This window comes from Cognatishimia sp. SS12 (assembly GCF_028369055.1).
Lineage (GTDB): Bacteria > Pseudomonadota > Alphaproteobacteria > Rhodobacterales > Rhodobacteraceae > Cognatishimia.
On the sequence record NZ_JAQNCZ010000007.1, the window covers coordinates 21,556 to 45,731 of the forward strand.

The following is a 24,176-nucleotide window of genomic DNA, read 5'->3' on the forward strand; positions in this document are numbered from 1 at the left end:
GATGTCCGGGCCGTTTTTTTTTGATTATTTGATCGGGATTGACAGGCCGTCGTGGCCAATGGTCAGGGGCCCATCCCACCCATGTGACATTTCTTCCCGCCAGTCGGCCTCGCCAAATTCCGGGTCATCCACCGGGATCAAGTGATTGAGCACCAGATGTTTCACATTGGCCGCCGTGGCGATCTTTGCAACATCGCCCGCCGCGGTGTGCGAGGCCAGCAAATGTTCGCGCAGGCGTTTGGCATCCGGGGTGCGGTTGACAATTTTGTCGACCCCGGCAAGCAGCATCGCTTCGTGCACCAAGATATCCGCATCTTTGGAAAACACCGCGAGCGGCGGGAAGTAACACGTATCTGCCGAAAACACGACCGACTTGCCCGAATGCTCAAACCGCAATGCATAACATTCGGTGACTGGCGGATGATCGACCCGCAAGGCCGTCACCTTTACGTCGCCTAATGAAACATCCAAAGATGCATCAAATTCAACAACTTCCACCTGAGTGTTCAAGTCAGGACGACCTTCGTCATCCATGCGGATCGCATGGTCATAGGACATCGAGGCCAGGAAGTTTTTCCAATAATCCGCAATGCCGATGGGGCCAAAAATCTTGACCTTCTTGGGCATGCTTGTTGTCCAGGCTGTATAGATAAGGGGCCCAAGTTCCAGCAGGTGGTCGGAATGCAGGTGGGTGATAAAGATGGCATCAATGTCCGTCACGGACACGCCGGCCTCAACCACACTGCGCGTAGCGCCAACAGCGCAATCCACGACGATATTTTGCCCCCCCATTCTAAGTAGACTGGCGGTTGGCATGGCGCCGCCCTGACGGATCGCAGGGCCGCCTTTTACGCCCAGCAGAATGACTTCATCCATTGGGTTCTCCTCCTTTGCAAGGCCTAAGGGATTCCCGCTACCTGATCATGTGCTGCGCTGGCGGGCAAGAATTTTGTTGCACATGCCATGTAAATTGCGCAGTTTGGACATCAAAGGGGAGGGGAGCCATGAAACAGCCAGAACTTGACGTTCTTTCCATTGATGCGGCCAAACGCGATGATGGCATCATCATCCTGACCGTTGGGAACAACACGCGCTCGATCCACAAGCGCAGCGATTGCGAACAGGTCATTGCGATTGATAGCGCCGGGCAGATCGTCTGGCGCCGTCCGTTTGACTTTGCGCTGATGGATTGCCGGCTTTCGCTGCAAGACACGCTTTTGGTGATGGGCACCGATGGGCGCATTGTCGAAATCGGTTTTGATGGCACGCTGCTGCATCAATGGTATTGCCGTCCCCAGCATCCCAATGGCCTCGACGGTGCCGGTCTGGATACGCTCAAGGTGCATCACACGGTGCAAGAGATCGCAAAAGGGCGGTATATGTCGCTGTCGCTGGCGCATGAAAAACTGCACGAGCCAATCGGAGACTGGACCCACCGCATGGTGGATACGGTGGTCATTTTTGATCGCGACGGCAACATTGAAATCGAGTTCCCGGTGTCCGAGGGGCTGGATCGTGACCGCCTCGGCTGGAGCGCCGAAATTCCGTATTGGATCCACCAGGGTTGGAAAAACACGCTGGATTGGAGCCACGGAAATTGTGCCATCGTTGCGCCTGACAATTCCGGTGTGCTGGTGTCGATGCGGCATCAGGATTGCGTGGCCAAGTTTGGCTTTGACGGTGATCTGCATTGGATTTTGGGCGATAAGACCGGCTGGAAAGGCCCACAGGCCGAACGGCTGCTCAAGATCAACGGCGGGCGCCCCGCCTATCATCAGCATGATCTGAGTTTCACCAAAGACGGGGCGCTGATGCTGTTTGATAATGGCGCGCGCGGCGCTGTTTGGCCCAACCCGATGGAACATGTCACCCAAGGCCAAAGCTATTGTTTGGCGTATCAGATCGACGAAAGCACGATGGAGGCGACCGAGGTCTGGCGCTATGGCGGCCGCGATGTTTTGCCCTATTCGCACTACGTCAGCGGGGTATGCGAAATGGGCAATGGCAATAAATTCATTGCCTGCACCGGCATTCGCGTGGATGCCGAAGGCCTGCCGGTGAATGACCCACCCGATGGGGAAGGGATGATCTATCTGCGGGAAGTCACCCCAAGCGGTGAGATTGTTTTTGAGGGCAAGATGTCCGATCCGGGGTCAGGTCCGAACAGCGGCTGGAACGGCTTCCGCCCGCAGTACATTCCTCGAAAGCTCTGGGAAAAGCTGCGCGCAGCTTAGTGGGACGTGTCGGGCCTGTTGCGATACTCTTTGGCGGTCATACCAAGCGTTGTGCGGAACAGCGTTGAGAAATGCTGCAGATTTGAAAACCCGTTGCGTATCGCAATTTCGCTGATCGACAGATGCGCATAGCGCCCATCGCGCAGCTCAATCGCCACCCGTTTCAGACGCTCTGAGCGGATGAATTCTGCGATTGAATACCCCTCTTTGGTGAATACGGCGTTCAGGCGGCGTAGGGACATCCCGATTTCATTGGCAACCAGATTGCGGTCCAGTTCGGCATGCCCCAGGTTTGATCGCACAAAATTCTTTGCGCGCATCAGAACGTGTTGCTCGGGCGAGGACAGTTCTGCTTTTTGACCAATCTCAGAGGCAAGGCCCGTGGCGATCAAGTCAATCAACGTGGCCTGCACCATGCTTTGCAAGGTCGCGTTGTCATCGCCCGCATGTTTGGAAAATTCCAAAATGCTGTTGCGCACCAGCGCCCCGATGCCCGATTGCCCGTCAATGCGATGGGCGATCAGCATGGCCGCATTCGGCAGACGCGCCAGCAATTTCTCGCGCGGGAGTTGCACCACAGTTTTTTCGAAATTGTCGGGCAGATCCAAGCGATAGGGGTCAGAACTGGAATAAAGCGCCATATCCCCAGGTTGCAGAACCGCCGTTTTGCCGAACTGCGTGATTCGCGATGATCTCTTGCGTTGCAGGCTCAGCAGAAAAAATTCATCGGTGGCGCCGCGAATATCTTCCTTGCGGCGCTCAGCGGTGTGCGCCATCGCCGACACTTCCGAAATCGACAGGATAGAATGTCGACGAACTTTGATTTCGCCTTTGAAACCACTGGTGTTTTTCGCATCGCAACCAAGCTGAACATAGCTGTTGCAAATCGCATCACTCCAGTAAGCAAAGCGATTTGCCTGCGAAATCTGCGTTGTGTCATAGCGTTTCAACAGGTTCATGCGATCTAGTCCTATTTTCAACTATTTTCCCCGAAACGCACAAAAACGCAAGTTTTTCAGCCCAAATACAAAAGCAGAGGCGTTTCAGATGTCACAGGATCAAGGCATCCAACCGGGAGAAAAGAAATGTCTCAACAATTCAAAGTTGCCGCAGTGCAAGCCGCCCCTGTCTTTCTGGACCTGCAGGCAAGCGTCACCAAAGCGATCACCTATATCGAAGAAGCGGCCGCCAATGGCGCAAAACTTGTGGCCTTCAGCGAAACCTGGCTGCCCGGCTATCCCAATCACATCTGGCTGGGTCCGGTGGCCTGGCAAATGCAATTCGTGGGCCGCTATTTTGACAATTCCATTGTTGCGGGGTCCGAAGAAGAAAAGCGTTTGGCGCAGGCCTGCCGTGACAACAACATCCAGCTGTCGATTGGTGTATCCGAACGGGACGGCGGCTCGCTTTATATTGGGCAGTGGCATTTTGATGAAAACGGCGAGGTCATCAACCGGCGCCGCAAACTCAAACCGACCCATGTGGAGCGCACGGTTTACGGCGAAGGCGACGGGTCTGATTTGAACGTCGTGGACACGTCGCTTGGCCGCGTGGGTCAGCTGGCCTGCTGGGAACACCTGCAGCCGCTGTCCAAATACGCCATGTATTCCCAGAACGAGCAGATTCACATCGCAGCCTGGCCCAATCTGGCGCTGTATGAAGGCACCGCCTATGCGCTGGGGCATCAGGTCAACAACGGCGCGAGCATGATGTATGCGGTGGAAGGCAGCTGCTTTGTCGTTGCGCCTTGTTCGCTCGTAACCAAAGAAAACCAAGACATTGTCTGCCAAGGCGACCCTGAAAAGGAAAAATTGTGCCCGACCGGCGGGGGCTACACCAAGATCTATGCCCCGGATGGAACCAGCATCGGGTCTGAACTTGCCCATGACGAGGAAGGCATCGTCTATGCCGACATTGATCTGCATATGATCGGCTATGCCAAGGCCGCGGCAGATCCGGCTGGGCATTATGCAAAGGCCGACAGCACCCGGTTGCTTTTGAACAAAAAGAAGCAGCGCGCCGTGATGTATTTTGACGACACGAATGACGTTGAGCTCAGCGCATCCCCAAATGCCGAGATCGTAGAACTCGAGCAGGCGGCTGAGTGACGTCAATGGCCCCCAGCCACGTGGTTTGGGGGCCATGCCAAATCACACCATGCGTCAATGGAGGTAAACGTGCCAACACCAGATGATTTCTATACCGATGCCCAACGCGCATTGCAGCAGGAAGGCAAGCAGGACAAGCTGGCCGACGTCGTGGTGCACGCCATCGTGCGGGACGAGCTGGAAGAAATTCACACCGACTATATCAACAGCCGGGACTATTTCTTTCTGTCCAGCGTGAATGCCAAGGGCGAGCCGACGGTGTCTTACAAAGGCGGCGATGTCGGCTTTGTCAAAGTGCTATCAAACAACCGTCTGATCTTTCCGAACTATGATGGCAATGGCATGTGGCTCTCGCTCGGCAATATTGATGAGACGGCCAAGGTCGGCATGCTGTTCATGGATATGGTCACGCCCTGGCGTATCCGGGTGCAGGGCACGGCGAAAATCAACCGCGATCCTGAATTGGTTGCTCAGTTCCCCGGGGCCAATATGGTTGTCGATGTCCATGTTGATGTCGTCTTTCAGAACTGCGCCCGCTACATCCATAAACATACACGGGTCGAAAAATCGCCTTATGTTCCGGACGCAGAGGGCAAGGCCCCGTTCCCGGCCTGGAAACGTATCGATCCGCTGCAACCCTTCCTGCACCCCGACGATCAAGGGCGCGCAGAGCACGAGGGCGGCACAATCAGCGAAGAACAGTATTTGGACAAGGTTGCAAAAGGCACGTCCTGACACCCACAACGGGCCGCGCGCTCTGCGGCTCTGATCTGAAAAACCCGGAGAAACCGGGGTTCTTTCTCAACAGGAGACCACTATGAAACTTCAATTCACCCTGGCGACAGGGGCGGCGGCGCTTTGCCTCTCGCTCATGTCAAATTCCGCAGCCGCTGAGGATGCCAAACCCCATTGCGGCCTGAACACCGGCCAAGCGGCAACCGGCGCACCGATCAAAGTGGGCGGCATCAATGGAAACGCGCCTCCGGGCGACTTTTCGGGCGGAACCGATGCTGCCGCGGCCTATTTTGATTGTGTGAATGCCAATGGCGGCATCCATGGCCGCCCCATCGAATACATCGTTGAAAATGATCAATGGAACCCGGAACTGGCCGGGCAGGTCGCAACGAAGCTGGTCAAGGATGAAGAGGTCGTGGCCTTGGTCGGCAACGGATCTGTTGTCGAAATGGCGGTGAACGCTTCGCTTTATGCCGCCGAGGACGTGATGGTCATGGCCTCGGGCTGCGCGATTTCTGAATGTTATGAAAGCAGCCACATCGTATCGACCAACCAGGGGCCGCTGCCATCGGGCATCGGCGCGCTGAAATTTGCCATCGAAGAACTGGGCAGCACAAACGCCGCCTGCATTGGCTTTAACATCCCGAACAACGGTGGCTGGGCCTGTGATTGGATGAATGAATATATGGCCAGCAAGGGGCTGCAGGGCACATCCATCCTGATGGACCCAACTGCGGTGGACCTCAACTCTGTCTATTTGCAGGCGCTGGCCGAAGGTGTCGACACCATTCTGTTGATGCTGCCAGCGGGGCCTGCGATTGGTCTGCTGAAGGTCGCAGAAGAGCAGGGCGGTCGCGAGATGTTCAAATGGGTATCGCCAACCCCGCTCTATGAGCCGGGCGTGGGCGAGGTGCTGGGCGATTACTGGTCTGAGCATCTTTATGTAAACATCGAGCTGAACCAATTCGACAGCGCAGGGCCGGACAACCAGAACTGGGTCAAGGTGATGGATGCCTTCGGCAAAGACGGCGATCGTCGCGATACCTTCAGCCAGTCAGGCTACATCTCGGCAAAGTTCTTTGTGGATGCGCTGCTGGAACTGGATGCAGACAGTATTGATCGCCCCACCGTCACGAAAACCATTCAGGACATCGTGGGCGTCAAATCCGACCTGCTGTGTGACCCATATTATGTCGGCATTGCGGACCGCCACATGCCGAACCATTCGGGCCGCATGGTGGTTTTCAAGGACGGCGGGTTTGAGCTGGTGCGCGATTGTTATGACATCGACACCAACTACCTGGAGCCAATTCTGGCGCAAGAAGCCGCCCTTGGCTTGAACTAACCTCTCTCCCCAGAAGGGCGGCGTGGCGCAAGGCCGCCCGCCCTGAAAGGAATTTTCATGTTGAAAGTCTATGGTCTTTTTCTGGTCTCGGGCCTCGCGGTTGGGTCGCTTTATGCCCTCGCTGGCATTGGTCTGGTGATCCTGCGCCGCTCTACCGGGTTTCTCAATTTCGCCTATGGGGCGATGGCCGCCGCTGCGGCAATGGTCGCTTGGCAAGTGGCAGAGTGGGGGGCTTGGCAGCCAGTCTCGTGGCTTGCGGCTTTGCTGACCGGCATCGCGCTGAGCGTGCTTTATGGGCGCCTACTGGCCCCAGCGCTGGCCTGGCGCGAACCCGCTGTCAAAGCGGTGGCAACGCTGGGCTATATGCTGATCCTGCTTGGTCTGATGGGCTTGCTTTGGGACGACAGCCTGCGCAAGCTGAGCCTGCCAACCGACAAAATCGCGGTCACGCTTTTGGGCGTGCGCGTCACTGTGACCCGGATTATCGCGCTGGCTGTGGCGATGGCGGCCGTGGTGATCATGATCCTGTATCTTGATCGTTCGCGCATGGGATTGAACATGCGTTCGCTCGCAGACAATCGCGATCATGCGGCCTTGATCGGCATCCCGATCGTCAAAGTAGAAACCCTGGCTTGGGGGATTTCCGGGGCGCTTGCAGGTGGCACTGGTCTGTTGTTTGGCTCTCTTGTCCGGCTGGAGCCGACGGTGATCACCTTCATGGTTATTCCGGCCACGGCAGCAGCGATTGTGGGGCGCCTGACCTCGCTTCCGATGACACTCGTGGGCGGATTGGTAATTGGCGTCGTCGAAGCGATGCTTACCCTTTACAAACCTCTGGCCCCGCTGCGCGCGATGACCCCCTTTGTCATCGCCGGACTGATGATCCTTTGGATGCAGCGCAGCACCACACTGACCTTTGCGACCAAGGAGTGAACCGATGGGACGCATATTTTCTTACGCAACCCTGACAGGCCTTGGCCTGTTGATATTGGCGCTGATTGCGCTGCCGCTCATGCTGGGGGCGCTTTGGATCAAAGTGCTGACCTCGGCTGCAATTTTTGCCCTGGCCGCTGCCGGTGTGGCGCTTGTCTATGCGCAGCTTGGTCTGATCAACCTGGCCCAGATCGCCTTGATCGGGGTCGGCGGATGGATCGCGCTGCGCCTGAATTATGCCACGGACCTGCCTGTCACCTTGCTGGTGCTAATTGCGGGCACGCTGACCGGAGTAATCGGCGCGATTTTTGCACTGCCCGCGCTGCGGATGCGCGGCCTTTATCTTGCCCTCGTGACCTTGATGGTCGCGGCGCTGTTCCAGATATTCTTTAATGCTTTCCAGTTCCCCAATGGCGGCGAGGGGTTCTGGGGTGTCGCCCAGAAGTCCGCAAGCGAGGTGCGCCGCCCGGGGTTCGCAGAAAGTGATGTTGGCTATTATCGCTATACGCTCATTTTCATGGCCATCGGATTTGGCGTGATCGGCCTGCACAAAATCACTGCGCCGGGGCGTGCCTGGGCCATGATCCGGCAATCTGAGGCCAACGCCATGGCGACCGGCGTCAATGTCACGCTTTACAAGCTTTGGGCCTTTGCCTTGTCCGGTCTTCTGGCCGGGACCGCCGGTGCCCTGCTGGCGGGTGCCCTCGGTCAACTTGATGCGCGCAGCTTCCTGGCGGGGGAGGGGATTTTGCTCTTTGCCTTGGCCGTTGTCGGTGGCGTCTTTAGCTGGGTCGGGGCAATCGTGGCCGGGCTGCTCTATAAACTGCTGCCCGCGCTTTTTAACGATCTCGGGCTTAGCGCGGATGTCGCCATGATCATATTCGGGGCCGCATTGATGCATGCCATCATGACAGCCCCGCAGGGCATTGCCGGTCAGATTTTGGGCGCATTCAACCGGGGAGGCTCCGATGATTGAGATTGCAGATGTCACAGTCAAATTTGGCGGCGTCGTCGCGCTGGACAACGTGACGTTGGAAATTGCGGACGATGTTGTTGGCCTGATCGGGCCGAATGGCGCGGGCAAGACAACTTTGGTGAACGCCTTTTCCGGGTTTGTGCGGCAGGCCGGGGGGCGGATTTCCGTTCATGGCACCAGCCTGTCGGATCTTGCGCCGCATGAACGCGCGCGCTGGGGATTGGCGCGCAGCTTTCAAAAGGTGCAGATCGTGCCCGATCTCAGCGTTGCGGATCACCTCTTGGCAATGCTTGACAGCAAGGGGCTGAGCCGCGCGCAATGCAAAGAAGCGGTGCACCACGCGCTGGATTTTGTGGGCATTCAAAATATCAGCAGCAAGATGGGCCGCAGCCTCAATCCCTATCAACGTCGCATGACCGAGATTGCAAAATGCCTTGTCGGCGCGCCGCGTCTCATTCTTTTGGATGAACCGGGCGGCGGCCTGTCGCAGGCCGAAATGCAGCATTTGCGACGGGTGATCCGCGGCATTCACCCAGAATATGGTGCGCAAATTCTACTGGTGGATCACGACGTCGACCTGATCCGCGATGTCTGTGCGTCAACAGCGGTGCTGGATTTTGGCAAGCTGATTGCCTTTGGCAACACCAATGCCGTGCTTGAAGACGAAGTTGTTAAAACGGCCTATTTGGGTCGGTAAGGAGCTGTGATGCTAGAACTGACCGATATCACCATCGAAGGGGAAACCCGCCGTGTCGTTGACGGGGTTTCGCTTGATCTGAAGCAAGGCGAAATTGTTGCTCTGCTTGGCCCGAATGGGGCGGGGAAATCTGAACTGGTGCTCGGCATCGCCGGCATCATGCCTTTGACCGGCCGGGTGCAGATTGACGGCACAGAGGTTGCGCGCCAATCCCCGCAAGCGATCCGGGCGCAGGGTATTGCCGCCGTTCCAGAAGGGCACCAGACCCTCAGCGGGCTGTCTGTGCTCGATAATCTGCGCGCCGCTGGGCCCAACCTCAGCGATCAAGATTTAGAAGGTTCGGTTGAAAACGCCTTTTTGGTCTTTCCCGAGCTGCGGGAGAAATCCGGCCAGGCGGCCGGCAACCTATCGGGCGGGCAACAGCAGATGGTGGCCATCGCGCAGGCGCTGGTTTCGCGGCCCAAATTTCTCTTGCTGGACGAAATGTCTTTGGGCCTCGCGCCGGTCATCATTGAGCGGCTGGTCGCGGTGGTGCGCAAGCTGCGCGATGGTGGCATGGGGATCTTGCTGATCGAACAATTCACCCATCTGGCCTTGGACGTCGCAGACCGGGCCCATGTTCTGACGCAAGGGCGGTTGAGCTATTCGGGCACCCCCGCAGAACTGAAGGCGGACCGCAGCATCCTTGAGCGCGCTTATTTGGGATGAGTGTGCATGAAACGGCTGAGAACGTCGCGCAGCACGCGGTTTTCATCCGCTGACAAGCTGCGCCGCAGGTCCGCGTCATAGTCGATGGCTTTGGACTTGAGGTCATCATAGACGCGCTTTCCAGCGTCCGATAGCGACAGCATCGAATGGCGGCGATCATTCTTAAGGGTCTGGCGCGTGACATACCCCTTGCTTTCAAGGGCATTCACCGCGCGCGAGACCTTTGTTTTGTGAATGTTGGAGCGTTCGCAAATACTTTTGGCCGTCAGATCCCCAAAGCTGCCCAAATGAAACAGCACCCGCCATTCCGTGCGCAGCATGCCGTATTGGTCGCGGTAATGCTGCTGGAATTCCATACTCAACGCATCTGCTGCTTGGTTCAGTAGATATGGCAGGAAATCGTCCAGCTTATAGATTTTTTCGTCCTTCATGGCGTCGCCCACGTCGTTTCCAAGTTCACCAGTCGTTGGTCGCGGAAAAATCCGCATCACAGTCACATAGGCCTTTTGGGCCGGAATAGCGATGTCCCTTCATAGCGAATTTTGGTTTCATGTGTAACAAATATCTTGACTTAGTTGCATATGTAACGAATTTTAGACCAAAGCCCGCGACTCAGTCAAAGCGCGGCAGAAACGCGAACAGGAGAACGAAATGTCCAAGGCCTTTGCATCCGTCGGTGACATGGAAGACAAAGAAATCAGCTTCACCCAAATCGGCGAAGGTCTGTATGCCTTCACCGCCGAAGGCGACCCCAACACAGGGGTAATCATTGGCGATGACAGCGTGATGATTATCGAAGCGCAGGCCACACCACGCCTGGCGCGCAAGGTGATTGAATGCGTGCGTTCGGTCACAGATAAACCGATCAGCCATGTGGTGCTGACCCATTACCACGCGGTGCGGGTTTTGGGGGCGTCCGCCTATGGCGCGCGGGAGATCATCATGTCCGACACGGCACGGGCGATGGTTGCAGAGCGGGGCCAAGAGGATTGGGATTCAGAATTTGACCGCTTCCCACGGCTGTTTCAGGGCCATGAGGAAATTCCAGGCCTGACCTGGCCGACCACCACATTCAGCGACAGTATGACCGTCTATCTTGGCAAGCGCCGCGTCGACATTATGCATTTGGGCCGCGCCCATACGGCGGGTGATGCCGTGGTCTGGGTGCCCGATCAGGAGGTGATGTTCACCGGCGATATCGTTGAATATCATTCTGCCTGCTACTGCGGCGATGGGCATTTCTCAGATTGGGCCGATACACTGGCCAATATCGCCGCGTTTGAGCCGAAATCAATTGCTCCGGGCCGTGGCGATGCGCTGGTTGGCGAAGAGATGGTGGCAAAGGCGCTGGCCGCGACCGAGGATTTCATCAGTTCCACCTATAAACCTGTAGAGCGCGTGGCCGCGCGGGGCGGCAGCCTCAAAGAAGCCTGGGATGCGGTGCGGGCTTCTTGTGACGAAAAATTCAAAGATTACGCGATTTACGAACACTGCCTGCCGTTCAACGTCGCGCGGGCCTATGACGAAGCGCGCGGCATTGACACGCCCCGCGTCTGGACCGCCGCGCGCGACAAAGAGATGTGGAACGCGCTGCAGAACTAATCAGGACACGGGAGGATCCGCCATGCTGCAGGACCGATATTCACTTGCATTCAAACTCTATCCCTATGCGCGTTCAGCGGATCAGGACAAACCCAAGGCCGCGCGCCATCCGGTGATTGTTATGGGGGCAGGGCCAATTGGTCTTGCCACCGCGCTGGACCTCGGGCGGCAAGGCGTGCCGGTTCTGGTTCTGGATGACCATGAAGGCATCGGCAAGGGCAGCCGCGCGATTTGCTTTTCAAAGCGCACGCTTGAAATCGCCGATCGCTATGGCTGCGGCAGCGCGATGCTGGACAAGGGTGTGGTCTGGAGTGTTGGCAAAGTCTTTCACGACGACCGGCAGGTTTTTGAATTCAACCTTCTGCCCGAGGACGGGCACCGCAACCCGGCGTTCATCAACCTGCAGCAACCCTATTTCGAACGCTTCCTGTTTGAACAGATTCAAACCGAAATTGCCAAGGGCGCGCCGATCGAAATTCGCGGCCGCAATCGCGTGGAAACTGTCACGCCCAACGCAGATCGCGTCGCGCTGACGGTACAGACGCCTGAAGGATCATACCAGCTGGAAGCCGATTGGCTGATCGGCTGTGATGGGGCCAATTCTCCGCTGCGCGGGATGATGGGGCTGGATTTTGAGGGCCGCGTTTTCAAAGACAGTTTCTTGATTGCCGACATTCGCATGCTGGCCGACTACCCAACCGAACGGTGGTTCTGGTTTGAGCCCCATTTTAAATCCGGGGCGTCCGCGCTCATGCATCGGCAGCCAGACGACATTTGGCGCATTGATTTTCAGATCGGCTGGGATGCCGACCGCAAAGAAGAGCTGAAGGAAGACAATATCCGCAAACGTTTGGATGCGATGCTCGGCGATGATGTCGAATATGAACTGGTGTGGTCCTCAATCTATACCTTCCAATGCAAGCGTATGGAAAAATTCCGCCACGGGCGGGTGATCTTTGCGGGCGACAGCGCGCATCAGGTATCGCCATTTGGCGCGCGCGGTGCGAACTCGGGCATGCAGGATGTCGATAACCTGGGCTGGAAACTCGGGCTTGTCGTGCAGGGCAAGGCGCCAGAGAGCCTGCTGGACAGCTATTCGGAAGAACGGGTGTATGGCGCTGAGGAAAACATTCGCAATTCAACGCGATCCACCGATTTCATCACCCCCAAATCCAAGAACAGCTATTGCTTTCGAAACGCGGTTCTTGACCTGTCAGAGCGCTTTGAATTTGCGCGCCCCTTTGTCAATTCGGGGCGTCTGTCGGTGCCCTGCACCTATGATGGGCTGTCACTGAACGGATCTGACGCTGTCACAGGCCCGGCGCGCAGCCGCGTGGGCAGTGCCTGCCCAGACGCGCCGGTCGCTGGCGGGTATCTACTGGACATGCTGGGCACAGAATTCGTGTTGCTCGGCCTCGGGATGGATGTCCCAAAACGCCAAGAGATCGACGGTATCATTGTCAAAGGCATAACGCTTGATATCAATGATCCGTCGCTAGAGCTGCTCCGGGCGCGCTATCTGGGGACAGCGCCCCAAGCGGTCTATCTGATCCGCCCCGATCAGCACGTGGCGGCCCGTTGGACGACATATGACGATAACGATGTTGCCAGTGCGCTGGCGCGCGCGTGCGGAAAGGAAGAACTATGCCTCGCTTGATCACAACCCCGAATATCGGCCGCGCCGATGCATTTTATGAACGGCTGATTGATGTGCAAGACAGCCTGAGCGAGGAGGAGAGCCAATCCTACAACGCGCGGCTCATCCTCATTCTTGCCAACCATATTGGCGAGCTTGGGGTGCTGGAGCAGGCCCTGGAGGCCGCGCAGCTTAAGCGCCCATAATTGTCATTATGTTAAGATGACCGCGCTCCCGAACTGGGCGTGCGGTTATTCTTAAGTCTTCAGACCAGCGATCAGCAGCGCCGTTGTTCAGCTAATGGCGGGACGGTATGGCTGATCCAGCCCCGCATAGGCTGGCCCGAAGGCAGCCAGTCCCTTGGGTGTGGTGAAAGGCTCGGGCGCCGGCAGGACAACCACCGCTACCTTTTGTCCCGTATAATAATTCGGATTGGTAATCGGCGCGCCGGTTTCGGTATCGATCAGGCAAATCAGGTCAGGAATGGTGGCGTGCACCTCGCCGTTGACCCAGCCAATCATGTTCTCGTTCTTCAACCAGATCTTATAGGTGTCACCGTCATTGGCATCAGACCCAGCGATTGTGATATCGCCAATGGTAAAGCCCTCTTCGGTTTTCCAGGCGTTTTCGCCAACCACACCGCGGAACACAACTGCGCCTTTGCCTTCCTTGGCAATGACATCGGGGATATCCGCGCCGGCCTCTTTGGCCAAACGCCAGGCTTCGCCCATCCGCATCGCCATCGAAATTGCACCCGGAATGACCGCATGTTTGATGTCTTTGACTTCCAGCGCGTGGTCAATCGCGGCAATATCATTGCGGCTCACCACCGACAGTGCCCGTACAATATGTTCGGCCCGCTCATCATCCATGACATTTTCGCAGATGATCGTCTCGCCAAAGGCATTGGCCGCCACAATAGGAGCGGCAGGTAAGCTGTTGATATAATAGGTAGAGTGCGTAATTTCTGGCACCGCGCGGCCTGCTGGGTCTGCGTCGATGATATAGGCATCAGACATCGCCGCTGCATAAAATGCGGTTGCAGTGTTCGACCCACCCAATTCACATGATATCGTCCCGTAGAATTTGCGGCCCAGATAGGATTCGAACCGGCGATAGGCCGCAAGAATGGACGGCTCTTCGATACGCGGCAGGCGCGCGTATTTCTTTTCTTCTTCCGGCGGCAAGGGCGAGATTGCGCCCAGCATGTAAGGCGTACAGACCAAAGCATCTTGCGGCGCTTCATCCAGACTCACCATGGTAAAGCTTTTGCCTTTGGCCAGCGCATCATCAATCAGCGCAAACCCAGTTGACAGCTCCCCGCCTCCGCCGGTGCCCAAAATGGTGGCCCCGTAGAGAATATCTTCCAAATTCTGACGAGTCAGTTTTTTCATAGTTCTTATCCGAAAAAGTAACGCTGGCTCAGTCGCGCGAGGCGCCCAGCAATTTGAGAAGGTCCGTGAACATCGACAGAACCAGAAGCGTTCCGATGGTCAGCAGGGCAAAGCCCATTGCTGCGGAGGCAACGACCGGCGTGTAGCCATAGCGCACGTTGTTAAAAATGCGGATCGGCAGCGTTTCGACGACAAAGCCTGACACCATGTATGAGATCAGATATTCGTTGACCGAGATGATAGCGACCAGCGCGTAACCCGTAATGGCATAGGGCAGTACCAGCGGGAAAATCACTTTGACAAAGGTCTGCCAGGGCGTTGCGCCCATGGTCCGCGAGGCCTCGATCACGTCATCTGACAGCGCCGCAAAGCCGCGCGCCAAGATCACCAGCGGCAGCGTCACGAAGAACACGCCATGCGAAATGACCGTGGCCTCAACACGTCCGTAGAACCCCATTTCAGCCCAAAAGACACTCGCCCCCATGGCAATGATGATCGGCGGCAGCATGAAGGGCCCCAGACCCAAACCAAACACCAACTTGCCAAAGCCGGATTTCAGACGCCACAGCACGTAGTTCGCGGCCAGAGCGATACTGACGGCGATAAAGCCTGCAACGGCTGCAATCGACAGCGAGTTGCGGATTGGCAGCAGCCAGTCGGGCTCTGTCAAAAGCTGGGTGTACCACTTCAGCGACAGCTCGCTCGGCGGGAAGGAAATATTGCTTGCTGAGTTGATGGACACCCCGGCCACAATCACAAAGGGCAGGATCAGACCGACAGCAATCGCGGTGACGAAGAGACGTTTGAATATCGGGATCATGTCAGCGCCCCCTTGTCTTTGTTGCGCGAGGCGTAGGTCAGAGCCCCGATGATAAACAGGGTAAAGATCAGCATGATCACCGACAGCGCCGCCCCCAGCGGCATATTGGCGTCACCGACCGCTTTGTCGGTGATGATCACAGTCATGTTCCAATCCTGCGGGCGGCCCAACATGGTTGGCATGACGAAAACACCAAGGAAATATACGAACATCGTCACAAGCGCCGAAACGATCCCCGCTTTGAAATTGGGCAGGATCACTTTGGAAAAGACCTGCATCGGGGGCGTGCCCAGTGTCAGCGCCGCCTCTTCGATGCTGCGATCCCGGCGCGCCAGCTGCGGCAGGAACATCAGGGCCACCAGTGAAAATCCGAGCGTGACATACCCCACCATCATCGCGCCGAAACTGGGCGACAATGAACGCGGGTTTTCCCAAACGCCGATCCAGCCCATGAATTTCGGGATACCCGAGTTTTCAGAGAACAGGATGAGCCAGGCGAACCCGATGATGACCTCACTCAGGCACATCAGCGACAAAAGCAGGATCACCCAGAACAGCTGCCAGCGGCGCGCCATATCGACGATGATATACATTGCCGGAAAAGCCAGCAGAACAACCAGGACCGCACCCAGTGACGCCGACCAGAGCGAGCGCAACGAAATGGTATAGTAAAAACTGGAGAAGAATTTTGCGTAGTTGTCCCACACAAAGGCTTCGTTGAAGAACCCCAGCGGGTCGCGTTCATAGAAGCTGACCATCACCATAAAGGCCAGCGGGGCGAGGAAAAACAGGCTCATCATCCCCAAGGGGAAGACGCCGATCAAATGTGGGACAGCTTTGCCTTTCATGACGGGATCACCCATGCATGGTCAAAATCAAAGCTGATTTCAACGCTGTCCCCAACCGCGAACTGCGGTGCCCGGTCGGAAACCATTGTGTGAACAAAGCTGCGATCGCCTACGCTCAGCTCTGTTTCAATTGACGCGCCCAGCAGGCGGACAAAATCGACCGTGCCAACCAGACCTGTGCTGTCCGCACTTGCCGGTTTCAATTGCAAATACTCCGGCCGCACCGCAACGGTGTGCTTGCCGCTCCACTGCCCCAACTCGCCGCTTGGCCGCCCCAGATTGGCGTCTTCAAGCATGGCGTCTGCGCCCGGCGTAAAGATCGGGCTGAAAATATTGTTGGTGCCCATGAAGTCGGCCACAAACCGTGTTTGCGGCCGCGCATAAACTTCGGTCGGTGTCCCGGCCTGTTCAATGCGCCCTTCGTTCAAAATCACGATGCGATCCGCAATCGACATGGCTTCGTGTTGATCGTGGGTCACAAAAATCGTGGTCACGCCCAGTTTGCGCTGAAGCTTTTTGACCTCGATCTGCAAATGTTCGCGCAGGCCCGCATCGAGCGCGCTGAAAGGTTCGTCCATCAGGAAGAGCTTTGGTTCAATTGCCAAGGCACGGGCAATGGCCACCCGCTGACGTTGACCGCCAGACAGGGCCGAAACCTTGCGTTCATAAAGCCCTGACAGGCCCACAACCTCCAAAAGATCGGTTGCTTTCTGCCTGCGTTTTGACTTTGCAACGCCGCGCACCTCAAGCCCATAGGCAATGTTGTCCCCGACGTTGAGATGCGGAAACAACGCGAGGCTTTGAAAGACCATACCGACGTTACGCTTATGGCATTCAATCGAGGAAAGGTCCGAATTCTCAAGCAGCAGGTTGCCCGATGTCATCTCTTCCAGCCCGGCGATAATGCGGAGCAATGTGGTCTTGCCACAGCCGGAACCGCCCAGAAGGCAGATAAATTCGCCAGAACGAATGTCGAGGTTCACGTCACGCAAGGCTTGAAATGTGCCAAACGATTTTTGGATGTTTGAAAGAGACAACGTGGCCATAAGAAGAACTTCCTCTATTCAGACCGGCAACCGGGTGGCACCCTGTGCCGATCTGATGCAGTTAAAATTTTGGGCCGCGAGGCTTAGCGAGAGATCATCTCAAGATATTTGTCCGACAGCCAGTCGCCTTCACGCAGGTGAACTTCGGTCTGGTTGCGGATCGGTGTCCCGGTGGAGCTGACGGCGGCGAATTCTTCATCGCTTAGGTCCATCGCGTCGCGTTTGGCAACCGGGGCAACACCCAGGTTGCGAACCAGTTTGGCCTGAATGTCAGGGCGGATCATGTAGTTGATGAACTGCTCTGCCGCGTCGATGTTTTTGGAATCGCGTGGCACGATCCAATAGGCGTCCCCCAGAATACCGCCCTCTTTCGGGAAGGTGGAGGTGACAGGGCGGCCATCGGCGGCCGAGAGCATGGTCACATCGTGATAGTAAAGACCACCTGCCAGTTCACCCGCCTCAAGGCTCTGCTGGAATTGGCCTTCGTCACGATACCACAGCTGCACCTGCGGTTTCAGTTCAGCAATTTTCGCGATGATCTTTTCCAGACCTTCGCGGGTTTGCATGGTTTCATAGCCATCAAAGAAAGTCAGTGCCGTTGCTTCGATCAGGCCGCTGTTGGAGTTGGAGGTCAAACCAAGCTTGCCATCCCAGTCACGCTCCCAAAGATCAGCCCAAGAGGCTGGAGCATCGGAAACCGCGTCGGTATTGGTCACGAAGGTGGTGAACCAGGAGAGCGCGCCAACGGCGTTCAGATTGCCTTCGTCGCTGACTTTGGTAAAGCCATCCAGCAGGGTTGCGGTGTTGGGGATATCGGCGGCATCAAGGTTCGCCCAAAGCCCGATGGATTGACCACGGATGAAGACTTCGTCCGCAACCAACGAAAGATCGGCGGGCGCTTGTTTGGCCCGCGCGGCATTTGTCAGCTGGGTCAGCCAAGCCTGGTCGGCGGGCTGCGCAATCGAACGCACCTCAATGCCAGTTTCTTCGGTGAACCCCGGATAGATCACAGTTTTCAGGGTTTCTTCAAAGAAGCCCCCCCAAGCGCTGACGGTGATTTCTTCTGCAGACACTGCAGAGACCGATGCCAGCGCGAAGCCAACGGCGAAGATATTTTTGCGTGCTGAATTCATAATCAGAACCCCCTGTACAGACATGACGAGCCGCGATTTGGGCTTGTCTTTGGTGACTTTTTGCGTTTCATCGACTCTATGATACGTACATGTTCAGAAACCATATCAATTGGCTGATGCACGTATAAGCTATGCAACATACTTGTGAATTCAGCTTCAATTTCAAACAGTTCTGACGGAGCGGATATGCGTTTATCAGACATCGACTTGCGCCTTCTGCGCGTATTCAAAGCAGTTGCTGAAACCGGCGGCTTTGTGAAAGCGCAGGCACAGCTTGGAATCAGCCAGCCTGCGATCAGTGCGCATATCGCCAATTTGGAACAGCGCCTGAACGTGCGTCTTTGCAATCGCGGACGTCAGGGGTTTTCTTTGACGATTGCGGGAAAAGCAGTTCTCGATGAAACCGAGCAACTGCTCAATCACCTTGACAGCTATGCGGCGCGATTGAACGAAATTGGCAGCAGGTCTACGCAGCTCATTCGCATTGGCGTCGTCGATTGTTTGGTGACGGATGCGGCAAACCCCGTCACCCAGGCCATCGCTGCGGTTCATGGCGCGTTCGCGCAATTGCGCATCCGTATTGGTGTGTACGACTATTTGGACAGCCTGACCGAATTGCGCGCGGGCCGGCTGGATATTGTGGTAGTCGGCACCACATGGGCCGCCAAAGCCCCGGATGACCTTGAGACTTTGCACCTTTATGATGAAAAAAGCGGTCTGTTCTGCGCGCCGCATCATCCCTGCGCGCAAACCACGGACGCGGATGCCCAATATGAGTTGCTGAAGCAAAGCAAAATCTCTGCCCATAGCTTCTTGAACAATCCAATTGATGAAAGCCTGGAAATTCATTTGCTGGATGAAAACGCCGAAGTGTCCCAAGGCAATATTGAATCAACCACGTACCTGACATTGGCGGGCACACATGTTGGGCTGATCCCGCTCCATTACGCCAAGAATTGGGTGGACAGCGGCGCGCTCTGCCCCGTCGCGCATGACCGCTATGAAATCGTTTCGGAAATTCATGCTGTGCGTCTGCAATCCGGGACGCCAAACGATGTGGCCGTGAAGTTTTGGGAAGAAATGCAGAGCCTGCGGACCCTGCCCTAACTTGCATCAGATCGGGCGATGAATTCATCAGCCATACGGTCTGTTTCCCGGCCCCCCGAAGCGTTAGCAAATCTGGGCACGCAGGGCGTGGCCAGTAATATTGAGGGGCAATATGTACATTGATGCGGGGTTTGACGGCGGGAATATTGAGGTCGTCTCATGCGACAATCCACGGGCGATTGATCTGAAAATTCAACCCGATACGCGCTCAGGCCATGCCCAATGGTTCTATTTCCGCGTCTTGGGCGGCGCGGGCCAACAGTGTTGTTTTCGCATTGTGAACGCCGGGGACGCCGCCTACCCCGAAGCCTGGCCTGATGGGTCGGTTGTGCTGTCGGTTGATGGCGAAAACTGGTTTCGCGCACCAACGCGCTATGCCGATAGCCTTTTGACGTTTGAGCACAACAATGAGTCAGATGTCCTTTACGTGGCGCTGTCTCCGCCCTACTCCGCCGCGCAGCATCAAGCGTTGGTCGGCCGGGCGCTGTCGTCTGAATTTTGCCGGCTGCACGCGGCCATTCCAACCGTCGAGGGCCGCACGATCGAAGTGCTGGCGCTTGGCAATCACGCCGCCGATGCCCCGGCCATTTGGATCATTGCCCGTCAACACCCCGGTGAGCCGATGGCAGAATGGTTCATGGAAGGGCTGATTGACCGGCTGATTGACCCGCAGGATGCCTTGGCCACCAAACTGCGCCAGTCATTGGCGTTTTACCTTGTCCCCAACATGAACCCGGATGGCAGTGTCGCGGGGCACCTGCGCACCAATGCCGCAGGCATTGATCTCAATCGCGCCTGGGCAGACCCCTCCCCGGAAACCTGCCCCGAGGTCGCTGGCGTGCGCGCCTTGATGGATCAGCGCGGCGTCGATGCCTTTCTGGACATACATGGTGATGAAGAATTCCGATTTGTCTTTGCGGCTGGCTGCGAAGGCATTCCGGGCTTTACGGAAGAAATGGCGGAGCAAGATCGAAAATTTCGCGTGAACTTCCGCGCAGAAAACCCTGACTTTTCTGTAAAAAACGGGTACCCGCCTGACGCCCCCGGCGCCGCAGACCTGTCCATCGCCTGCAGCCAGATTGGTCACAGATTTGGCTGTCTTGCGATGACGATTGAAATGCCATTCAAAGACAATGCCGCCCGCCCCGATCCAATTGCGGGCTGGGGCGTTGACCACAGCAAAGCGCTGGGTCGCGCGGTGCTGGCACCTATAGCAAAGCATTTTGACCTTTAGGCCTGGCGCACCCTTGATTTAGGCTCAGCGCCTTTGCGCTGATCCGCCCAGCCGCGCTTGCAAGTTTTAAAAAACATATTATGAATAATGGCCCGCGCGATTGGATGACCGCGCGGGCCATCTCGCGCATGGCGCGTTGTGATATAGTTGTAGAATTCTTGAACGAGGACCGCAGTATGAAAGCCCAGAACACCATCGTCATCATGGCGGACGAACACCGCCGGGATTTTCTGGGTTGCGCTGGCCACAAGATCGCCAAAACTCCACATCTGGACGCCTTGGCTGCCCGTGGCACCCGGTTCACCAATGCCTATACCCCCAGCCCAATCTGCGTGCCCGCGCGCTCAGCCTTTGCAACCGGCAAGCTGCCGCACGAAATCGGCGCGTGGTGCAATGCCTTTGCCTATACCGGCGCGCCAGAAAGCTGGCACCATAAGCTGCGTGATGCGGGGCATCATGTACGCTCGATTGGCAAATTACATTTCCGGGGCCATGACGGTGATGACAACGGCTTCAGCGTTTCCGAGGTGCCGATGAACATCGTGGGTGGCGTCGGCGATGCGCTTGGACTGCTGCGCGACCGGACCGAGCCACGCGGTGCGGCGGATAAAATGGCCAAAATGGCAGGGCCGGGCGAAAGCGTCTACACCACCTATGACCGCGAAATTTCCAAACGGGCACAGCGGTTTATTCGCGAGGATGCCCCGGCAGAGCAAGACAAACCTTGGGCGCTGTTTGTTTCATTTGTCTGTCCGCACTTTCCGCTGACTGCGCCGCAAGAGTTCTACGATCTGTACAATGACGTCGACCTGCCCCTCCCCGGTCAGCGCACAGATGCGGATCGGCCAAACCATCCGTACCTTTCGGATTATAGGCGCACGATTGCCTATGATGACCATTTCAAAACCGACGCAGATGTACGCCGCGCCATGCAGGGGTACCTCGGGCTGGTCAGCTTTATTGACGCCCAGGTCGGGGCCATCGTGGCCGCGCTTGAAGAAACCGGACAGCTTGAAAACACCCGGATCGTTTACACCAGCGACCATGGCGACAATCTTGGCACCCGGGGGCTGTGGGGCAAATCAAATATGTACGAAGAAAGCGCCGGCATTCCGCTGATTGTCGCCGGGGCTGATATCGCAGAGGGCGCGGTGCGCGATGAAGCACGATCCCTGATCGATGTATCCCGCTTTGTGCTGCAGTCCACAGGCCTCAGCGGCGAAGGGTTTGGCTCCCAGGATCTGTTTGGCGACAGCAATGAGCCCGTGTTTTCAGAATATCATGCCACCGGATCACGCAGTGGCGCCTTCATGCTGCGCCATGGCGACTATAAATATGTGCATTATGCGCTTTACGAACCGCAACTCTTTGACCTGAAAAATGATCCAAACGAGCTGACAGATGTGGCCAACGACCCCGCTTATTCTGAAGTGTTGCAGCGGTTGAAAACCATACTCTATGCCAAATTGCACCCCGAGAATGTCCATCAACAAGCGATCACGGCGCAGGCTGCGCGCGTCGAGGAACTGGGCGGGGCCCAGGCCATCATTGACCGCGGCGACTTTGGGTTTTCGCCCCCCCCGGGTGTGGAGGCCACGTTTTCTTGACGCGCCCGAACCCTGAACATCTGCGCATTCACCCCGCACAGCGGGCCGAATTGTTGGCGCGCGTCGGCCCGATTGTGGATGCGCATTTTCATCAGTGGGATTTGGCGGCCAACCATTACCCGTGGCTGCAAGAAAGCCCGGTCAAGGCCCATTTTGGCGATTACGCCGCGATCCGCCAAAGCTATCTGCCTGCGGATTTTGCGGCGGACCACGGCGAGGTCGTGGTGGCGAAACGTGTCCATATCGAAGCGCATTGGCGCGGCTTTGTGGATCCGGCGGGCGAAACACGTTGGCTGTCAGCCTTGGCAGGCGGACCAGACGCCATTGTTGGCCACGCCGATCTGCTGGCGGAGAACCTTGCCGACGTGCTGGATGCGCATATGCAAAGCAGTGAGTTCCGCGGCGTTCGCATGATGACGCAGCGCCCACAGCCCCCCGCTGGACTTGAACTCATTTCGGACCCGCGCTTCCTCGCGGGCCTTAAGACGCTGGCAGCGCGCGGCCTCAACTTTGATCTGCAAGCGCGGCCTGACATGCTACAGGCCGCGCGCAATATGGCAGAAAACGTCGGCGATCTGCCGATTGCGCTGACCCACGCCGGCCTGCCACTAGACCGCAGCAGCGAGGGCATTGAGCTTTGGCAAGAGGGGCTGCGGGACATAGCAAAGGCCCCGAATGTCATCTGCAAACTGTCCGGTCTTGCCATGGGCGATTGGCATTGGAGCGTGGCAAGCATGACCGAAATGGTCCGCCGCGTTTTTGATATCTTTGGTCCTGAGCGACTCTGCTTTGGGTCAAACTTTCCGGTCGATCGCCTCTTTGCCCGTTACCCTGATCTGCTTGCCGCGCATATTGCGGCGTTGCAGTCTGAAAAGGACGCGGATCTCAGGGCTGTTTTCCATGAGACGGCCCACCGCTTCTACCGCCTTTAACCTTTCTGGAGCCCCCTATGCTGCCCACAAATCCCGTCGGATCAACGGACCTGAACGTTACGCAACTGGCGTTTGGCTGTGTCCCGCTTGGCAATTATCCAACCAAATTGAGCGACGCAGAGGCGATGGCGGCACTGGACGAAGCCTTTCAGCAGGGCATTCGGTATTTTGACGTCGCGCCGCTTTATGGGCACGGCTTGGCAGAGCACCGACTGGGGGCCGCGCTGCGCAACCGTGCGGAACGGGATTTTGTGACCTCAACCAAAGTCGGGCGGCTGTTGCAACCCGCCAGCCCCGACAGCCTAAGCGCGGACAATGCCGCCGGTATTTTCGAAGATCCCCTGCCCTTTTCGTTGATCAACAACTATACCTATGACGGTATTATGCGGTCTGTCGAAGACAGCATTCAGCGCCTTGGCATCCCGTCGATCGACATTCTGCACATCCATAATATCGACCCGGCCAACCACGATGGCCCGGCGCTTGAAGCAATGTTTTCACAATGCATGTCCGACGGGTATCGCGCGCTGGAACAATTGCGCAGCGAAGGCACCGTAAAGGCGCTGGGGGTCGGCAACAATTCCCTCACCATGCTGAAAAGATTCAATGCCGAGGGCGATTTTGACTGTTACATGATGGCCGGGCACTACCATCTGCTCGATCAGGCCGCTGGGGCAGAATTTCTGGCCACCTGCGCGGCGCAAGGCCGCTCCATTCTGCTGGGCAGCCCCTTTGCCTCGGGCCTCTTGGTGGCCCCAGAGCCTGCCAAGGCGCTTTATATGTATCAAAAGCCCAGCCCCGAAATCCTGAGCCGGCTTGAAAGCATTCGCGATATTTGCAACAGCCACGGGGTGTCCATGACCGCCGCGGCGCTGCAATTCCCGCTGCGCCACAAAGCTGTGGCCTCAGTGGTGCCGGGCATGCGCACGGTGGCCGAGGTGCGCGACTGCGCCACAGCGATCCGGGCTGAGGTGCCTGACGCGCTGTGGTCCGACCTCGCGCAGATCGGAATTCAGACCTAGGCCGTGGCGAATTATCTGGAACAAACTTGATATTCAGGTAAAATATCGACAAAGTGAAG

The 24,176-nt window shown here is 56.9% G+C and carries 24 protein-coding genes; 16 read left to right on the forward strand and 8 right to left on the reverse strand.

The window, feature by feature from the left end; translation table 11 throughout:
* Positions 1-24 precede the first annotated feature (24 nt).
* A complete protein-coding gene (locus N6L24_RS14790) occupies positions 25-876 on the reverse strand; it encodes an MBL fold metallo-hydrolase (RefSeq protein ID WP_271845479.1) in 852 nt (283 codons plus the stop codon).
* 128 nt (positions 877-1,004) lie between these two features.
* On the opposite strand from N6L24_RS14790, the gene N6L24_RS14795 reads away from it, so the two are divergent.
* The gene (locus tag N6L24_RS14795; protein ID WP_271845480.1) at positions 1,005-2,234 is read left to right on the forward strand and encodes an aryl-sulfate sulfotransferase; all 1,230 of its coding nucleotides are present in this window, start codon (positions 1,005-1,007) and stop codon (positions 2,232-2,234) included.
* Here the strand turns inward: N6L24_RS14795 and N6L24_RS14800 are convergent.
* Positions 2,231-3,193 carry a helix-turn-helix domain-containing protein gene (locus N6L24_RS14800; protein WP_271845481.1) on the reverse strand — a complete coding sequence of 321 codons (963 nt, stop codon included), beginning with the start codon at positions 3,191-3,193 and terminating at the stop codon, positions 2,231-2,233. The genes N6L24_RS14795 and N6L24_RS14800 overlap by 4 nt on opposite strands.
* Before the next feature lie 126 nt (positions 3,194-3,319).
* Between N6L24_RS14800 and N6L24_RS14805 the strand changes: the two genes are divergently transcribed.
* The 7 genes from N6L24_RS14805 to N6L24_RS14835 all read left to right on the forward strand — a co-directional run bounded on the left by N6L24_RS14805 (position 3,320) and on the right by N6L24_RS14835 (position 9,736).
* Positions 3,320-4,342 (forward strand): carbon-nitrogen hydrolase family protein, encoded by a 1,023-nt coding sequence (locus N6L24_RS14805; RefSeq protein WP_271845482.1) that lies wholly within the window; start codon positions 3,320-3,322, stop codon positions 4,340-4,342.
* A gap of 69 nt (positions 4,343-4,411) precedes the next feature.
* A complete protein-coding gene (locus tag N6L24_RS14810; protein WP_271845483.1) occupies positions 4,412-5,077 on the forward strand; it encodes a pyridoxamine 5'-phosphate oxidase family protein in 666 nt (221 codons plus the stop codon).
* An 82-nt stretch (positions 5,078-5,159) separates the two neighbouring features.
* A complete protein-coding gene (locus tag N6L24_RS14815; protein ID WP_271845484.1) occupies positions 5,160-6,422 on the forward strand; it encodes an ABC transporter substrate-binding protein in 1,263 nt (420 codons plus the stop codon).
* A gap of 57 nt (positions 6,423-6,479) precedes the next feature.
* A complete protein-coding gene (locus N6L24_RS14820) occupies positions 6,480-7,355 on the forward strand; it encodes a branched-chain amino acid ABC transporter permease (RefSeq protein ID WP_271845485.1) in 876 nt (291 codons plus the stop codon).
* 4 nt (positions 7,356-7,359) lie between these two features.
* Complete coding sequence (locus N6L24_RS14825) at positions 7,360-8,331, forward strand: branched-chain amino acid ABC transporter permease (protein ID WP_271845486.1); 972 nt, start codon at positions 7,360-7,362, stop codon at positions 8,329-8,331.
* Positions 8,324-9,028, forward strand: a complete 705-nt coding sequence (locus N6L24_RS14830) for an ABC transporter ATP-binding protein (protein ID WP_271845487.1) — start codon at positions 8,324-8,326, stop codon at positions 9,026-9,028. The genes N6L24_RS14825 and N6L24_RS14830 overlap by 8 nt, the downstream gene beginning before the upstream one ends.
* Positions 9,029-9,037: 9 nt before the next feature.
* Positions 9,038-9,736 (forward strand): ABC transporter ATP-binding protein, encoded by a 699-nt coding sequence (locus tag N6L24_RS14835; RefSeq protein WP_271845488.1) that lies wholly within the window; start codon positions 9,038-9,040, stop codon positions 9,734-9,736.
* Here N6L24_RS14835 and N6L24_RS14840 read toward each other — a convergent pair.
* Complete coding sequence (locus tag N6L24_RS14840) at positions 9,724-10,167, reverse strand: MarR family winged helix-turn-helix transcriptional regulator (RefSeq protein ID WP_271845489.1); 444 nt, start codon at positions 10,165-10,167, stop codon at positions 9,724-9,726. The two genes, N6L24_RS14835 and N6L24_RS14840, sit on opposite strands and share 13 nt — an antisense overlap.
* A gap of 220 nt (positions 10,168-10,387) precedes the next feature.
* On the opposite strand from N6L24_RS14840, the gene N6L24_RS14845 reads away from it, so the two are divergent.
* Genes N6L24_RS14845 through N6L24_RS14855 form a run of 3 tightly spaced genes read left to right on the forward strand, consistent with a single transcriptional unit; the run spans position 10,388 to position 13,180 of the window.
* Positions 10,388-11,338, forward strand: a complete 951-nt coding sequence (locus N6L24_RS14845) for an MBL fold metallo-hydrolase (RefSeq protein ID WP_271845490.1) — start codon at positions 10,388-10,390, stop codon at positions 11,336-11,338.
* A gap of 22 nt (positions 11,339-11,360) precedes the next feature.
* Entirely contained in the window at positions 11,361-12,995 is a 1,635-nt protein-coding gene (locus N6L24_RS14850; protein WP_271845491.1) for an FAD-dependent oxidoreductase, read from the forward strand.
* Entirely contained in the window at positions 12,983-13,180 is a 198-nt protein-coding gene (locus N6L24_RS14855) for a DUF2783 domain-containing protein (RefSeq protein ID WP_271845492.1), read from the forward strand. Before N6L24_RS14850 ends, N6L24_RS14855 begins: the two co-directional genes overlap by 13 nt.
* Before the next feature lie 87 nt (positions 13,181-13,267).
* On the opposite strand, the gene N6L24_RS14860 is transcribed toward N6L24_RS14855, so the two are convergent.
* The 5 genes from N6L24_RS14860 to N6L24_RS14880 form a co-directional block, all read right to left on the reverse strand.
* Positions 13,268-14,368 carry a DUF917 domain-containing protein gene (locus N6L24_RS14860; RefSeq protein WP_271845493.1) on the reverse strand — a complete coding sequence of 367 codons (1,101 nt, stop codon included), beginning with the start codon at positions 14,366-14,368 and terminating at the stop codon, positions 13,268-13,270.
* 28 nt (positions 14,369-14,396) lie between these two features.
* Positions 14,397-15,188 (reverse strand): ABC transporter permease, encoded by a 792-nt coding sequence (locus tag N6L24_RS14865; protein ID WP_271845494.1) that lies wholly within the window; start codon positions 15,186-15,188, stop codon positions 14,397-14,399.
* Positions 15,185-16,051: an ABC transporter permease gene (locus N6L24_RS14870; protein ID WP_271845495.1), complete on the reverse strand. Its 867-nt coding sequence runs from the start codon at positions 16,049-16,051 to the stop codon at positions 15,185-15,187. Before N6L24_RS14870 ends, N6L24_RS14865 begins: the two co-directional genes overlap by 4 nt.
* Positions 16,033-17,082: an ABC transporter ATP-binding protein gene (locus tag N6L24_RS14875; protein WP_271845496.1), complete on the reverse strand. Its 1,050-nt coding sequence runs from the start codon at positions 17,080-17,082 to the stop codon at positions 16,033-16,035. The genes N6L24_RS14870 and N6L24_RS14875 overlap by 19 nt, the downstream gene beginning before the upstream one ends.
* An 83-nt stretch (positions 17,083-17,165) precedes the next feature.
* Positions 17,166-18,215, reverse strand: a complete 1,050-nt coding sequence (locus N6L24_RS14880; RefSeq protein ID WP_271845497.1) for an ABC transporter substrate-binding protein — start codon at positions 18,213-18,215, stop codon at positions 17,166-17,168.
* 186 nt (positions 18,216-18,401) lie between these two features.
* On the opposite strand from N6L24_RS14880, the gene N6L24_RS14885 reads away from it, so the two are divergent.
* From N6L24_RS14885 to N6L24_RS14905, 5 genes are all read left to right on the forward strand, one after another.
* Positions 18,402-19,322, forward strand: coding sequence for a LysR family transcriptional regulator (locus N6L24_RS14885; RefSeq protein WP_271845498.1), 921 nt, complete (start codon positions 18,402-18,404; stop codon positions 19,320-19,322).
* A gap of 112 nt (positions 19,323-19,434) precedes the next feature.
* Positions 19,435-20,556 carry a M14 family metallopeptidase gene (locus N6L24_RS14890; protein ID WP_271845499.1) on the forward strand — a complete coding sequence of 374 codons (1,122 nt, stop codon included), beginning with the start codon at positions 19,435-19,437 and terminating at the stop codon, positions 20,554-20,556.
* A 176-nt stretch (positions 20,557-20,732) separates the two neighbouring features.
* Entirely contained in the window at positions 20,733-22,163 is a 1,431-nt protein-coding gene (locus N6L24_RS14895) for a sulfatase-like hydrolase/transferase (RefSeq protein WP_271845500.1), read from the forward strand.
* Positions 22,160-23,095, forward strand: coding sequence for an amidohydrolase family protein (locus N6L24_RS14900; protein WP_271845501.1), 936 nt, complete (start codon positions 22,160-22,162; stop codon positions 23,093-23,095). The genes N6L24_RS14895 and N6L24_RS14900 overlap by 4 nt, the downstream gene beginning before the upstream one ends.
* Before the next feature lie 17 nt (positions 23,096-23,112).
* The gene (locus N6L24_RS14905) at positions 23,113-24,117 is read left to right on the forward strand and encodes an aldo/keto reductase (RefSeq protein ID WP_271845502.1); all 1,005 of its coding nucleotides are present in this window, start codon (positions 23,113-23,115) and stop codon (positions 24,115-24,117) included.
* The last annotated feature ends 59 nt before the right edge of the window (positions 24,118-24,176 follow it).

Coding starts and splice junctions, on each gene's coding strand:
- N6L24_RS14830 (WP_271845487.1), top strand. CDS start 8,324: ATGATTGAGATTGCAGATGTCACAGTCAAATTTGGCGGCGTCGTCGCG.
- N6L24_RS14795 (WP_271845480.1), top strand. CDS start 1,005: ATGAAACAGCCAGAACTTGACGTTCTTTCCATTGATGCGGCCAAACGC.
- N6L24_RS14815 (WP_271845484.1), top strand. CDS start 5,160: ATGAAACTTCAATTCACCCTGGCGACAGGGGCGGCGGCGCTTTGCCTC.
- N6L24_RS14850 (WP_271845491.1), top strand. CDS start 11,361: ATGCTGCAGGACCGATATTCACTTGCATTCAAACTCTATCCCTATGCG.
- N6L24_RS14885 (WP_271845498.1), top strand. CDS start 18,402: ATGCGTTTATCAGACATCGACTTGCGCCTTCTGCGCGTATTCAAAGCA.
- N6L24_RS14865 (WP_271845494.1), bottom strand. CDS start 15,188: ATGATCCCGATATTCAAACGTCTCTTCGTCACCGCGATTGCTGTCGGT.
- N6L24_RS14840 (WP_271845489.1), bottom strand. CDS start 10,167: ATGAAGGACGAAAAAATCTATAAGCTGGACGATTTCCTGCCATATCTA.
- N6L24_RS14855 (WP_271845492.1), top strand. CDS start 12,983: ATGCCTCGCTTGATCACAACCCCGAATATCGGCCGCGCCGATGCATTT.
- N6L24_RS14825 (WP_271845486.1), top strand. CDS start 7,360: ATGGGACGCATATTTTCTTACGCAACCCTGACAGGCCTTGGCCTGTTG.
- N6L24_RS14805 (WP_271845482.1), top strand. CDS start 3,320: ATGTCTCAACAATTCAAAGTTGCCGCAGTGCAAGCCGCCCCTGTCTTT.
- N6L24_RS14905 (WP_271845502.1), top strand. CDS start 23,113: ATGCTGCCCACAAATCCCGTCGGATCAACGGACCTGAACGTTACGCAA.
- N6L24_RS14835 (WP_271845488.1), top strand. CDS start 9,038: ATGCTAGAACTGACCGATATCACCATCGAAGGGGAAACCCGCCGTGTC.
- N6L24_RS14880 (WP_271845497.1), bottom strand. CDS start 18,215: ATGAATTCAGCACGCAAAAATATCTTCGCCGTTGGCTTCGCGCTGGCA.
- N6L24_RS14895 (WP_271845500.1), top strand. CDS start 20,733: ATGAAAGCCCAGAACACCATCGTCATCATGGCGGACGAACACCGCCGG.
- N6L24_RS14790 (WP_271845479.1), bottom strand. CDS start 876: ATGGATGAAGTCATTCTGCTGGGCGTAAAAGGCGGCCCTGCGATCCGT.
- N6L24_RS14845 (WP_271845490.1), top strand. CDS start 10,388: ATGTCCAAGGCCTTTGCATCCGTCGGTGACATGGAAGACAAAGAAATC.
- N6L24_RS14890 (WP_271845499.1), top strand. CDS start 19,435: ATGTACATTGATGCGGGGTTTGACGGCGGGAATATTGAGGTCGTCTCA.
- N6L24_RS14800 (WP_271845481.1), bottom strand. CDS start 3,193: ATGAACCTGTTGAAACGCTATGACACAACGCAGATTTCGCAGGCAAAT.
- N6L24_RS14870 (WP_271845495.1), bottom strand. CDS start 16,051: ATGGGTGATCCCGTCATGAAAGGCAAAGCTGTCCCACATTTGATCGGC.
- N6L24_RS14875 (WP_271845496.1), bottom strand. CDS start 17,082: ATGGCCACGTTGTCTCTTTCAAACATCCAAAAATCGTTTGGCACATTT.
- N6L24_RS14860 (WP_271845493.1), bottom strand. CDS start 14,368: ATGAAAAAACTGACTCGTCAGAATTTGGAAGATATTCTCTACGGGGCC.
- N6L24_RS14820 (WP_271845485.1), top strand. CDS start 6,480: ATGTTGAAAGTCTATGGTCTTTTTCTGGTCTCGGGCCTCGCGGTTGGG.